General features: G+C 36.4%; 9 protein-coding genes. All 9 read right to left on the reverse strand.

The window, feature by feature from the left end; all coding sequences use genetic code 11:
* Window positions 1-127 (reverse strand): GTP-binding protein (locus PEPCATONIAE_RS08185; RefSeq protein ID WP_246060462.1); only part of this gene is annotated, 127 nt, incomplete at its 3' end.
* A 20-nt stretch (window positions 128-147) separates the two neighbouring features.
* Window positions 148-2,229 (reverse strand): elongation factor G, encoded by a 2,082-nt coding sequence (gene fusA / locus PEPCATONIAE_RS08190; protein WP_138160657.1) that lies wholly within the window; start codon window positions 2,227-2,229, stop codon window positions 148-150.
* A gap of 15 nt (window positions 2,230-2,244) precedes the next feature.
* Window positions 2,245-2,715 (reverse strand): 30S ribosomal protein S7, encoded by a 471-nt coding sequence (gene rpsG / locus PEPCATONIAE_RS08195; RefSeq protein ID WP_138160658.1) that lies wholly within the window; start codon window positions 2,713-2,715, stop codon window positions 2,245-2,247.
* An 89-nt stretch (window positions 2,716-2,804) separates the two neighbouring features.
* The gene (gene rpsL / locus PEPCATONIAE_RS08200; RefSeq protein WP_138160659.1) at window positions 2,805-3,218 is read right to left on the reverse strand and encodes a 30S ribosomal protein S12; all 414 of its coding nucleotides are present in this window, start codon (window positions 3,216-3,218) and stop codon (window positions 2,805-2,807) included.
* A gap of 22 nt (window positions 3,219-3,240) precedes the next feature.
* The gene (locus PEPCATONIAE_RS08205) at window positions 3,241-3,462 is read right to left on the reverse strand and encodes a L7Ae/L30e/S12e/Gadd45 family ribosomal protein (protein WP_180339383.1); all 222 of its coding nucleotides are present in this window, start codon (window positions 3,460-3,462) and stop codon (window positions 3,241-3,243) included.
* Between the two features lie 322 nt (window positions 3,463-3,784).
* Complete coding sequence (gene rpoC, locus PEPCATONIAE_RS08210; RefSeq protein ID WP_138160661.1) at window positions 3,785-7,372, reverse strand: DNA-directed RNA polymerase subunit beta'; 3,588 nt, start codon at window positions 7,370-7,372, stop codon at window positions 3,785-3,787.
* A gap of 26 nt (window positions 7,373-7,398) precedes the next feature.
* Window positions 7,399-11,154, reverse strand: coding sequence for a DNA-directed RNA polymerase subunit beta (gene rpoB, locus PEPCATONIAE_RS08215; RefSeq protein WP_138160662.1), 3,756 nt, complete (start codon window positions 11,152-11,154; stop codon window positions 7,399-7,401).
* A gap of 255 nt (window positions 11,155-11,409) precedes the next feature.
* Complete coding sequence (locus PEPCATONIAE_RS08220) at window positions 11,410-12,282, reverse strand: YitT family protein (protein WP_138160663.1); 873 nt, start codon at window positions 12,280-12,282, stop codon at window positions 11,410-11,412.
* 102 nt (window positions 12,283-12,384) lie between these two features.
* The gene (hutH, locus tag PEPCATONIAE_RS08225) at window positions 12,385-13,923 is read right to left on the reverse strand and encodes a histidine ammonia-lyase (RefSeq protein WP_138160664.1); all 1,539 of its coding nucleotides are present in this window, start codon (window positions 13,921-13,923) and stop codon (window positions 12,385-12,387) included.
* Between the last annotated feature and the right edge of the window lie 120 nt (window positions 13,924-14,043).

Here is a 14,043-nt window from a genome sequence, read left to right on the forward strand (position 1 = left end):
CTCCGCCGTATCTTTTGTTCATTATTAGGGTTATTGCTGCTGTTAGGGTTGTTTTACCGTGGTCTACGTGTCCGATTGTTCCTATGTTTACGTGTGGTTTGGTTCTTTCAAATTTTGCTTTTGCCATTATTATAAACCTCCTAAGGATTAATTTTTATTTTTTCCATCAAGTACTTCTTCTTTTATTGAGTTAGGTACTTGTTCGTAGTGATCGAATTGCATTGAATAAGTTGCTCTTCCTTGCGTATTTGAACGTAGTGCTGTTGCATATCCAAACATTTCTGCAAGGGGTACGTAACAAGTCACTATTTGAGCATTTCCAACTAATTCCATACCTTCCATTCTTCCTCTTCTTGAGTTAATGTCTCCAATTACATCGCCCATATATTCTTCAGGTGTTGTAATTTCAACTTTCATCATAGGTTCAAGAAGTATAGGATCTCCGTTTTGAAGAGCATCTCTTAAAGCCATTGATCCGGCTATTTTAAATGCCATTTCTGATGAGTCTACATCGTGGAAGGAACCGTCATATAGGGTTACTTTTATATCAAGTACTTCGTATCCTCCAAGTACACCTGATTGAAGTGCTTCTTCAATACCTTGTTGGGTTGGTCCAATAAATTCTTTTGGTATTGCTCCTCCAACAATTGCATTTTCAAATACAAATCCGCTACCTGGTTCAAGGGGTTCTACCTTAATCTTAGCGTGTCCGTATTGACCACGACCGCCTGATTGACGTACGTATTTTCCTTCTCCTTCTGCAGGCTTTGTAATTGATTCTCTGTAGGATACTTGTGGGTTACCTATGTTTGCTTCTACCTTAAATTCTCTTAACATTCTGTCTACGATAATGTCAAGGTGAAGCTCTCCCATTCCGGCAATTATTGTTTGTCCTGTTTCTTCATCTGTATAGGTTTTGAAGGTAGGATCTTCTTCTGCAAGTTTTTGAAGTGCTATTGCCATTTTATCTTGTGATGCTTTGGTCTTAGGTTCTATTGCTACTGAAATTACAGGTTCAGGGAATTCCATACTTTCAAGAAGTACAGGTTCTTTTTCATCACATAATGTATCTCCTGTGCCTGTTTCTTTAAGTCCTACTGCTGCAGCAATTTCTCCTGCATATACTTCTTCAACTTCTTCTCTCTTATTGGCATGCATTAAAAGTATACGTCCAATTCTTTCTCTTTTGCCTTTTGATGAGTTGTAAACATATGATCCTGCTTTAAGCACTCCTGAGTAAACTCTGAAGTATGCAAGTTTACCTACATAAGGGTCTGTTACTATTTTAAAGGCAAGGGCTGAAAGTGGTTCGTCATCTGACGCGTGTCTATCTACTTCTACATCGGGATCATCCACTGCTGTACCTACTATTGCCGGTATATCTATAGGTGATGGTAGGTAGTCAATTATAGCATCAAGAAGTAGTTGTACTCCCTTATTTTTATAGGATGAACCGCAAGTTACAGGTGTCATTTTAACTGCAAGTGTACCTGTTCTTATAGCCCTTTTAATAGCCTCATCTGTTACTTCTTCGCCTTCAAGATAAGCCATCATAAGGTCTTCATCAAATTCTGATACCTTTTCAATTAGCTCTTCTCTGTATTTTTCAGCCATTTCAAGGTAATCTTGCGGAATATCTGTTATTTCAATTTCTGTTCCGTCTTGGTTCTTATATACTTCAGCAACCATTTCAACCAAATCTATCATTCCTATAAAGTTTTCTTCTGCTCCCATTGGAATTTGAATTGGTACCGGGTTACCTTGTAATTTTTTATCTATAGTTTGTACTGATCTGAAAAAGTCAGCTCCTGTAACGTCCATTTTGTTGATATGGGCGATTCTTGGAACTTTATATTTGTCAGCTTGTCTCCAAACTGTTTCAGATTGTGGTTCTACCCCGCTTTTGGCGTCAAATAGAGCTACAGCTCCATCAAGAACTCTTAAAGACCTTTCTACTTCTACTGTAAAGTCAACGTGTCCCGGAGTGTCTATAATGTTAAGTCTGTATCCTTTCCAGAAGGCTGTAGTAGCTGCAGAGGTAATTGTTATACCTCTTTCCTGCTCTTGCTCCATCCAGTCCATTTGTGCCGCACCTTCGTGGGTTTCACCGATTTTGTGAATTTTTCCGGTATAATACAGAATACGTTCTGTAGTTGTTGTTTTTCCGGCATCAATGTGTGCCATGATACCTATATTTCTAACTTTATCTAGTGGTATTGCACGAGCCATTCGGCTATCCCCCTTTTACCATCTATAGTGAGCAAATGCCTTGTTGGCTTCTGCCGTTCTGTGCATTTCTTCTTTTCTCTTCACACTGCCGCCTAAACTGTTAGATGCGTCAAGTATTTCTTTTGCAAGTCTTTGAGACATGGTTCTTTCTCCTCTAGCCCTTGCATATCTTACTAACCATCTAAGTCCAAGTGTTTGGCGTCTTTCAGGTCTAACCTCCATAGGTACTTGGTAGGTTGCTCCCCCAATTCTTCTACCCTTTACTTCAAGTACGGGCATTACATTGTTTAAGGCCTTTTCAAATACTTCTATGGCATCTTGTCCTGTTGATTCACTTATGAAATCAAAGGCTCCATATACTATTCTTTGGGCTGTTCCCTTTTTGCCGTCTAACATTACATTATTAATAAGCTTTGTTACTACGACATTATCATATTTAGGATCAGCCATTACTTCCCTTTTTTGAATATGTCCTTTTCTTGGCATAAACTTCCCTCCTTAACTATATAGTCGATTCATTGGTACTCGGTTTTGTCCGTAAAGCCAAAAATCTATATATACGCATTAAAATCAAATTAATTCTTTGGTCTTTTAGTACCGTATTTAGATCTAGCTTGTCTTCTAGCATCTACTCCAGCTGTATCAAGTGTTCCTCTGATGATGTGATATCTAACACCCGGAAGATCTTTTACTCTTCCTCCACGAATAAGCACAACACTGTGTTCCTGTAGGTTATGTCCTATTCCTGGAATGTAAGCCATTACTTCATATCCGTTTGTTAAACGAACTCTGGCTACTTTTCTAAGTGCTGAGTTAGGCTTCTTAGGTGTAACTGTTCTAACCGCTACACAAACACCTCTTTTTTGAGGGGAGTTAACCTTGGTTTCTTCTTTCTTAAGAACGTCATAGTTTACATCAAGTGCTGGTGATTTTGATTTTGTTGTAATTTTCTTTCTGCTGTTTCTTATTAGTTGATTAATTGTAGGCATTCACGCACCTCCTTAAATATATTTATATTAATATTGCCGCAGTAGCAGCATTAATACCTATTCCAAAAAGTTTTCCCAATTCTTTTTTACTGTCTAAATACTTAATTTCAACCTTATGCTTTTCGCATAAGTCTACAAGACTTTCTTTTAAAAATCTGTCAGTATTTTCAGCTATGAAAACTTCTTTTGCCAATCCTTTTGTTACTGCTTTTCTTACTTGGTTCGTGCCCACTACCTTATTCAAATGAGCACCTCCTATCCTTACATAATTAAAACTACCTGGTTAAAAGGTAGTCTAAATATTTCAGATACTGTAATATTCTATCATTTCAAGCATTTTAAGTCAATAAGTTTATTTAGTGACTTTTACCCTTATATTTTACATCTATTATTTTTAAAATCAAATAAATTTTTAAAGGATATTTCTTTTTAAAATAACATATTCTTAATTTATTCATACTTTAAATTTTAATCTAATCAACAACCTACTTAGAGTAAGGTAGAGAATATATATTCATTGACATACAAAAGAAAAAGAGAGGTTGCCCTCCCCTTTTTCTTTTATCTTATTCAGTTGCTTCTACTTCTTCTTTATCAATAGCCTTTGTATCAAGAACTTCTGAGTCTTCAAGAAGCATGTAATTTTCCTTTAGCTCATCGCTAATGGCAACTTGCACTTTCTTGTTCTTTCTTACTCCTGTACCTGCAGGTATAAGCTGTCCTATTATTATATTTTCCTTTAAGCCTGCAAGAAAATCCTCTTTACCTTTTATGGCCGCATCTGTCAAAACTCTGGTGGTTTCTTGGAAAGATGCTGCTGAAAGGAAGGAATCCGTTGCAAGGGAAGCCTTGGTTATACCTAAAAGAGTTTGTTCTCCCTCTGCAGGTGCAAGCCCTTTTTCTTCCAGCTTCTTGTTTTCGGCCTTAAACTCTGCTGAATCTACAAGGGATCCTGGCAAGAATTTGCTATCTCCTGAGTCAAGAACCTTATACTTGGAGAGCATTTGCCTTACAATAATTTCTATATGCTTATCGTTAATGTCTACCCCTTGAAGTCTATATACTCTTTGTACTTCCTTGACTATATATTCTTCTACTCCCTTTACACCTTTTACCCTTAAAAGGTCTTGTGGGTAAACTGAGCCTTGTGTAAGTTCTTGACCTTTTTCAACAACGTCGCCTTCTTTTACTTTAAGCCTTGAACCATAAACTATATTATAGGTCTGAGCTTCTCCGCTCTCATTTGTAATTGTTACTTCACGTTTGTTGTTTTGCTCTTTAATTGAGACTGTTCCGTCAATTTCAGCAATTACTGCTAAACCCTTAGGCTTTCTTGCTTCAAAAAGCTCTTCAACACGTGGCAAACCTTGTGTAATATCTGCTGCTGATGCAACTCCTCCTGTATGGAAGGTACGCATAGTAAGCTGAGTACCAGGTTCTCCAATGGACTGAGCAGCTATTACCCCTACGGCTTCTCCTATTCCTACCTTATTGCCTGTAGCTAAGTTTCTGCCGTAACAATGGATACATACTCCGTCTTTACATTTACAGCCTAAAACTGATCTTACTTTAACTTCCTTTATTCCGGCAGCCTCAATTTTTTCAGCTATTTCATCTGTAATTTCTTGGTTGTTTTCAACAATTACTTCGCCGGTAGTAGGATTCTTTATTTCTCCTGCAGAGAATCTGCCTTCTATTCTGTCCTTTAATTTTTCAATTATTTCATTTCCATCTTTAAAGTCTTTTACAGTTATATATTCATCAGTTCCGCAATCTTCTTCCTTAACAATTACCTGTTGAGATACATCTACCAGTCTACGAGTCAAATATCCTGAATCGGCTGTTCTAATAGCTGTATCGGCAAGTCCTTTTCTGGAACCGTGGGCTGACATGTAAAATTCCAATACTGAAAGCCCTTCGCGGAAGTTTGAGGTAATCGGAACTTCTATGGTCTTTCCTGATGGAGATGCCATAAGCCCACGCATACCTGCAAGCTGTCTTATTTGGTTTTTGGAACCTCTGGCTCCTGAGTCCGCCATAATATAAATATTATTGAGTTTATCAAATCCTGCCATAACCTCATCAGTTAATTCTTCTGTAGCATCGTTCCAAATTTGTATTACCTTTTCATAACGTTCTTCGTCAGAAATAAATCCTCTTCTAAATACTTTTTCGTATTTATTTACTTCTTTTTGAGCCTTATCCAATATTTCCTGCTTAGTTTCAGGAATTTGAATGTCGGACATGGATATTGATATTGCGCCTACCGTAGAGTAGTGATACCCCGTTGATTTAATTGAATCAAGAAGTTCGGCTGTTTTTATATTTCCATGTTTCTTGTAGGTTTTTTCTATTATTCTTCCAAGATATTTTTTGTCTATTACATCATCTATTTCAAGGGAATATTTATCCTTGCTTCTATCAACAAAGCCAAGGTCCTGAGGTATAAAGGAATTAAATATAAATCTTCCTGCTTGTGAATAAACTATTTTACCAAGCTTGTCATCTTCACCTGCAAATATTCTAACTCCAACTTTTGCGTGTAAGCTCAGCTTATGTGAATAATAAGCGTGCATAAGCTCGTCAAAGTCTGTGAATATCATGCCTTCTCCCTTTAGTCCTGTTTGCTTTGTATCAACTGTTAAATAATAGCATCCAAGTACCATGTCTTGAGTAGGTGTTGTAATAGGCTTTCCGTCTTTAAGTGCCAAAATATTATTAGTTGAAAGCATTAAAAGTCTCGCTTCAGCCTGTGCTTCTGTTGAAAGAGGAAGATGGACTGCCATTTGGTCTCCGTCAAAGTCGGCATTATAGGCTGTACAAGCCAAGGGATGAAGTTTTATGGATTTACCTTCTACAAGAACAGGTTCAAAGGCTTGAATACCTAATCTATGCAAGGTTGGAGCTCGGTTTAACAGAACCGGATGATCCTTAATTACTTCTTCAAGAACGTCCCAAACCTCGGACTTTCCCTTCTCAACTATTCTTTTAGCGGATTTTATATTGTGAGCATGACCTTGTGCTACAAGTTCCTTCATAACAAAAGGTTTGAAAAGTTCAAGAGCCATATTTCTAGGCAAGCCGCATTGGTAAAATTTAAGTTCAGGGCCTACAACTATTACTGAACGGCCTGAATAGTCTACACGTTTACCTAAAAGATTTTGTCTAAAACGACCTTGCTTACCCTTTAGCATCTCAGATAGAGATTTTAATGGTCTGTTTCCAGGTCCTGTAACAGGTCTACCTCTTCTTCCGTTATCAATTAGAGCATCTACTGCTTCTTGAAGCATTCTCTTTTCATTTCTTACTATTATATCCGGTGCATTTATGTCCAAAAGTTTTTTAAGTCTATTGTTTCTGTTAATTATTCTTCTGTATAAATCATTTAAGTCAGATGTGGCAAATCTGCCTCCATCTAATTGAACCATAGGTCTTAAATCAGGCGGAATTACAGGGATTGCATCCAGTATCATCCATTCAGGTTTGTTGTGTGATTGTATAAAGGCTTCTATAACTTCAAGTCTTCTTGAAATTCTAACCTTCTTTTGACCTGTTGCCCCTTCAAGCTCCTCTGTTAGACTTTTAGATTCAGCTTCAAGATCTATGTCCAAAAGAAGATCTTTTACCGCTTCAGCACCCATTTTTGCAGTAAACTTATCTCCAAACTCTCTCTTATACTCTCTATATTCAGTTTCTGTGAGAATCTGCTTAACGTAAAGTGGAGTTTCTCCTGCTTCTACCTTAGTTACTACAAAGGCTGCAAAGTAAAGTATCTTTTCAAGAGCCCTTGGGCTCATGTCAAGTACAAGGCCCATTCTTGATGGTATGCCTTTAAAGTACCAAATGTGTGATACCGGAGCCGCCAACTCAATGTGACCCATTCTCTCGCGACGAACCTTCGCCTTTGTTACCTCAACGCCACATTTTTCGCAGACTACTCCCTTGTATCTTACTCTTTTATATTTTCCGCAATTACATTCCCAGTCCTTGGTAGGTCCAAAAATCTTTTCGCAAAATAATCCTTCTTTTTCCGGTTTTAATGTTCTATAGTTAATTGTTTCCGGTTTTTTTACTTCTCCATAAGACCATTGTCTGATCTTTTCAGGAGATGCTAAACCGATTTTTATTGAATTGAATAATTCGTGTTCGCTCAAGGAGCACCTCTCCTTTCCTCGGTAAATCACTCATCGTAATCTTCAGGTTCTTCTATTGAAAAACCTTCATTGAAGCTATCCTCATAATCTTCTTGTTCATCATAGTCATCAGAATCATAAGCATCTGAATTATTTGATATTTTTCTAATAGCTGAAGTGCTTGATTCAGAATTTTCTCCTAATTTATCACTTTGTGCATTGTTGCCATTATCAGAAATGTTATCTATTCTATCTAAATCATCATCATCTGATTGTAAATCTACTTCATTTCCTTCTTCATCAAGTACCTTTATTTGAAGTGCCAAGGATTCAAGTTCCTTAATAAGAACCTTAAATGATTCAGGAACTCCAGGTTGAGGTATATCTTCTCCCTTAATAATAGCTTCATAGGTTTTAACCCTACCTACTATATCGTCACTTTTTACTGTAAGCATTTCTTGAAGAGTATAGGATGCTCCATAAGCTTCAAGGGCCCAAACTTCCATCTCTCCAAATCTTTGTCCACCAAATTGAGCTTTTCCTCCAAGAGGTTGTTGTGTTACAAGAGAATAAGGACCAATGGATCTGGCATGGATTTTTTCATCAACTAAGTGGTGAAGCTTAAGCATATACATATAACCTACAGTTACCGGGTGATCAAAGTTTTCTCCGGTTCTTCCATCTCTTAGTTGAATTTTTCCGTCTTCAGGGTATCCTGCAAGCTTTAAAGAATCTATAATATCCTGCTCGTTGGCACCGTCAAATACAGGTGTCGCAACGTGCCATCCAAGCTTTTTAGCAGCAAGTCCAAGATGAACCTCAAGTACCTGACCAAGATTCATACGTGAAGGTACCCCTAAGGGGTTAAGTACTATTTGTATAGGTGTTCCGTCAGGCATATAAGGCATATCTTCCTTAGGAAGCACTCTTGAAATTACACCCTTATTACCATGACGACCGCACATTTTGTCTCCAACTTGGATTTTTCTCTTTGTTGCTACAAAAACTCTTACCATTTCATTTACTCCAGGTTGAAGCTCATCTCCCGCAGCTCTGGTAAAGGTCTTAACATCTACTACGATTCCGGATTCTCCATGAGGAAGTCTTAGAGATGCATCTCTTACTTCCCTGGCTTTTTCGCCGAAAATAGCTCTAAGCAGTCTTTCTTCAGCTGAAAGCTCGGTTTCTCCCTTAGGAGTAACCTTGCCTACTAAAATACTGTTAGGCTTTACTTCTGCTCCTACTCTTATTATTCCTCTTTCGTCAAGATCTTTTAGCATATCATCTCCGACATTAGGAATATCTCTTGTTATTTCTTCTGCTCCAAGCTTTGTATCTCTCGCCTCAGATTCATACTCTTCTATATGAAGTGAAGTAAGGGTATCATCTATTACAAGTTCTTGGTTAACAAGAACCGCATCTTCATAGTTGTATCCTTCCCAGTTCATAAAAGCAATTAAAATATTTTTACCAAGAGCCATTTCTCCCATATCTGTTGAAGGTCCGTCAGCTATTACATCGCCCTTTTTCACCTTTTGACCCATTTTTACTATAGGTCTTTGGTTTATAGTGGTGCCTTGGTTACCTCCGACAAACTTATGAAGCTTAAACTCTTTTGTATTTCCGTCTGAGTCATCCTTTAAAAATATATGATCTGAATCGACTTTTGTAATTTCTCCATCGCAAGGTGCAACAACGACTACTCCTGAATCCTTTGCCGCTCTGTATTCAATTCCCGTACCTATTATAGGTGCTTCAGTTTTTAACAAAGGTACAGCCTGACGTTGCATGTTGGCTCCCATTAAAGCTCTGTTTGCGTCGTCATTTTCAAGAAAAGGTATCATAGATGTACCTACAGCAACAATTTGTTGAGGGGATACATCCATATAGGTTACGCTTTTTGAGTCAAATATATCTACTACTCCCTCGTAACCTCTTGCTACAACCCTGTCATTTACAAATTTGCCGTTTTCGTCAAGCTGTTCATTTGATTGGGCAATAATTTGTTTATATTCTACATCCGCTGTAATATATTCTATTTCATCTGTTACAATTCCCTCTCCAACCTTTACCTTTCTGTAAGGTGTTTCTATAAAACCATACTCGTTAATTCTTGCATAAGTTGTAAGAGAGGTTATAAGACCTATGTTTGGTCCTTCAGGGGTTTCTATAGGACACATTCTTCCATAGTGTGAGTTATGGACATCACGCACTTCAAATCCTGCTCTATCTCTGCTTAGCCCACCAGGTCCAAGTGCAGACAACCTTCTTTTGTGAGTTAATTCTGATAGAGGGTTATTTTGATCCATAAATTGTGATAATTGTGACGAACCGAAAAATTCTTTAATCGCCGCAGTTACAGGTCTTATATTAATTAGGGATTGGGGAGTTGTTGCATCAACATCTTGAACTGTCATTCTTTCACGAATAACACGTTCCATTCTTGATACTCCGATTCTAAATTGATTTTGCAAAAGCTCTCCCACTGATCTTATTCTTCTGTTGCCTAGATGGTCGATGTCATCTACGGTTCCTATCCCTTGGAAAAGTCCGAATTCATATGAAACAGCTGAAATAATATCATCTATAATTATATGTTTAGGACTTAATATCTTAATATTCTTTTTAATTTCATTTTTAAATTCTTCCTCATTTTCTGAAAACTCATCATGTAATTGATTAAATAAAGGAAGATAAACTTTTTCTTTTAGCCCGAGATCTCTTAAGCTGAAGCCAAGATCTTTTTCATCTACATAAGCAAAATTATTACCTACAACTTTTACGTCCCTATCTTCTTCGTATTCCCTTTGGGCCTTAATTGTAACTATAATTTCGTTAATTCCGGCTCTTTCAATTTCTTGAGCTTTCTCTTCAGTTATAAGCTGTTCCTTTTCAACAAGAATTTCCCCGGTCTTAGGATGAACAATATCATCTTTAGCATAATGGTTTGCAATTCTTGCAGATATACCGAGTTTTTTGTTGAATTTATACCTTCCCACATGAGCAAGATCATATCTTCTATTATCGAAAAACATGTTTTCAAAAAGTGATGTTGCCGAATCAATTGTTGGAGGCTCTCCCGGCCTTAACTTTTTATAAATTTCAATTAAAGCTTCTGTTTTGTTAGTTGTAGAATCTTTTTCAAAGGTCTTACTTAATTGTTCGCTTTCCCCTAAAAGTTCTGTGATTTGTTGATTTGATTCTATTCCTATTGCTCTAAGCAAAATAGTTGCAGGTATTTTTCTAGCCCTGTCAATTCTTACATTAATAACCCCTTGAGCATCGGTTTCAAATTCTAACCATGCTCCTCTGTTAGGTATTAAGGTTGAAGAAAACAAATCATCTCCGGCCTTATCGGTCTCGCCTTTATAGTAGGCTCCAGGACTTCTTACAAGTTGTGATACTACAACACGTTCCGCACCGTTAATTACAAAGGTGCCTGTAGGCGTCATAAGGGGTAAGTCCCCCATAAATACCTCTTGCTCTTTAACTTCTCCGGTTTCGGTATTAATTAACCTTACCTTTACCTTTAAAGGTGCCGAATAATTAGTATCTCTTTCTTTTGCCTCGTCTATAGTGTATTTAATTTCATCTGATAAATAATAATCGACAAACTCTAAAATTAAATTCCCGGAATAATCCTCAATTGGAGATACGTCATCAAAAACTTCCTTAAGTCCACTTTTTAAAAGCCATTCAAAGGAAGATGTCTGAACCTCAATTAGATTCGGTATTGAAAGTACCTCCGGTATTCGAGAAAAACTCATTCTTTCTCGAACTCCATACTTTACAGGATGCACCATTTTTTTCACCCCTTAATTTCTAAATAAGTGTCTGCTACCTAATTTAGAGAATACTACACCAGTTTATTTTATTATATGCAATTTATTATTATAACATATATTGCAAGAACATCAAACATTTTAAGAATATATTCTTAACAAAATAAATATTTAATTTTCAGGCAATTTAATTACCGCCTTTATTAAATAAATTAATTTTAAATAAATAAAAAAGACCTATATTTTATAATATAAGTCTTCTATAATTCCTTATTATTAAATTTCTATTTTTCTAAATCCGGATCCCATTATTTCACTTGTTTCAGTTACTGCCATAAACGATGAAGGGTCAACTTTTTTTACTATTGCCTTTACAGTTACAAGTTCTCTTGAGGAGCATATAATAAATATTATCTTAACCTGATTATGCTTGTAACCGCCTTCGCCGTCAATATAGGTAATTCCCCTTCTCATATTATTATAAATTTCATTTTTTATGTCCTCATGTTTTCCTGAAACTATAAGTACCTGCTTTTGTTTTCCTACTCCCAGTTGAACCGCATCGGACACTTGATAGCCTACAAATAAGGCTATTAATGTAAACATTGCTTCATCAAAACTAAATATAAATCCTGAAATAGTTATAAGTATAAAGTTAATAGTCATTAAAATGCTACCTATTTTAATGTTAAATCTTGATTTTATAAATGCAGCAATTATATCAAATCCTCCCGTGGAGGTTCCGTTTCTTAAAGTTATGCCCATGCCCAAACCATTTAAACTGCCGCCGAATATACAGGCAAGGAGTATGTTATCTGTAAACTTAAATCCAACAGGTAGTGCCTTGGATATAAGCCCAACATAAAAAGATACTACAAATACAGACATCATTGAAAAAACCATAAATTTTTTAGGTAAAAATTTTAACCCTAACAGTACTAGAGGTAAATTTATAGCAAGTATAAGAATTGATATTGATATACCGGTTACGTGACTTATAAGGGTACTCATACCCAAAACTCCTGCAGGAATTAAGTTATTTGGTTTTAGAAAAATTACCAATGCGGTAGCACACAAAAAATTTCCAACAATTACCGCTAAAAGTTTTCTTATTAAAATATCTTTATCTAAATTAAGTTTTAAATTCATTTTTTTCCTCCAAGAGAACTTACCTAAAAAAATTATAACAAGAAGAGCATAAGCCCCTCTTGTTATAAGTATATAGCTATTTACTTGTCTTTTGTCAAGACATTATTGAAGATCAAGTTTAACCTTTGCTTCAACTGCCTCAAGTATAATGTCATTTGCAAGTAGTTCAGTTGCTTTTTCAAGTTCGTCATAGATTTCAACGTCTTTGTCTTTTTCTATGAATTTAACTTCTTTTCTAAATGCGTCATAAGCTGCTTGTGTACCTACTCCTAGTTTGTAGCCTTCTTCTTCTCTAAAATCTATAGCTTGACATGCAGCCATAGTTTCGGTTGCAACTACTCTTAGAGCGTTTTTGATTATTTCTCTTGCTTTTCTTGCAGCTATAGTTCCCATTGATACAAAGTCTTCTTGGTTTTCGCAGGAAGTAATTGAATCAACAGATGCAGGGTGTGCAAGAACTTTATTTTCTGATACAAGTGCTGCTGCTGCATATTGAGTAATCATAAAACCTGAGTTTAGTCCGGGTTCCTTTACTAGGAAAGAAGGTAGACCTGAAAGTTGATGGTTTACAAGTCTTTCAACACGTCTTTCACTTATGTTTGCAATTTCTGATGCTGCGATTCCCAGAAAGTCAAAAGGTTGTGCCATAGGTTCTCCATGGAAGTTACCTCCTGAAATTACATTTCCATCAGGTGTAACTATTGGGTTGTCTGTTCCGGCATTAATTTCAATTTCAACTTTTTCTTTAACATAGTTAATTGTATCTTTGTTAGCTCCGTGAACTTGAGGCATGCATCTTAAGGTATAAGCGTCTTGTACTCTAATTTCAGCTGTATGAGTAATAAAGGTTGAACCTTCTACAAGTGCTCTAAAGTTCTTAGCAGTTGCAAGACATCCCTTATGAGGACGAATTAAATGAAGTTTTTCATAGAAAGCATCTATTATACCTCTATGTGCTTCAAGTGAAAGTGCTCCTGCTATATCAGCTAATTTTAGAAGTTTAATTGCATCATAAGTTGCAAGAGCTCCTATTGCTGTTAAAACTGTTGTGCCGTTAATTAAAGCAAGTCCTTCTTTAGCTTCAAGTTTAATTACCTTAACTCCTGCCTTTTCCATAGCTTCCTTGCCGCTCATTAACTCTCCCTTATAATATGCACGGCCAAGACCAAGCATAGGAAGTACCATGTGAGCTAAAGGTGCTAAGTCTCCACTTGCTCCTACTGAGCCTTTTTCAGGAATATGAGGAACAACACCTTTGTTAAGCATATCAAGAATTGTTTGAACTGTTTCAAGTCTGATTCCTGAATAACCTTTTACCAAAGAATTAATTCTAATAAGCATAACTGCCTTTACTTCTTCTTCTGATAAAGGATTGCCATATCCTGATGAGTGAGTACGAATTAGGTTTTCTTGTAATTGTGAGCAATCTTCTTTTGAAATGCTTACTTCACTTAGAGATCCGAAACCTGTTGTAACTCCGTATACAACTCTTTCTTCTTCAACTATTTCATCTACTATAGCTCTTGATTTTTTTACTTTTTCAATACTATCTTTGGAGATTTCAACTTTAGCTCCTTGTCTAGCTACTGCTACGACATCTTCAAGGGTTAAGTTTTCTCCGTTTAATATAACTTTTTCCATACAAATTCCTCCCATTCATTATTAATAACATTTTATCGACTCTACTACAAAAAATAATAGCCAATAGAACGGAATTTTACAAGTGCAATTTTACATAAGATGTAAAATCCTCTCTTCCTA

The organism is Peptoniphilus catoniae (assembly GCF_901447155.2).
Classification (GTDB): Bacteria; Bacillota; Clostridia; order Tissierellales; family Peptoniphilaceae; genus Peptoniphilus_E; species Peptoniphilus_E catoniae.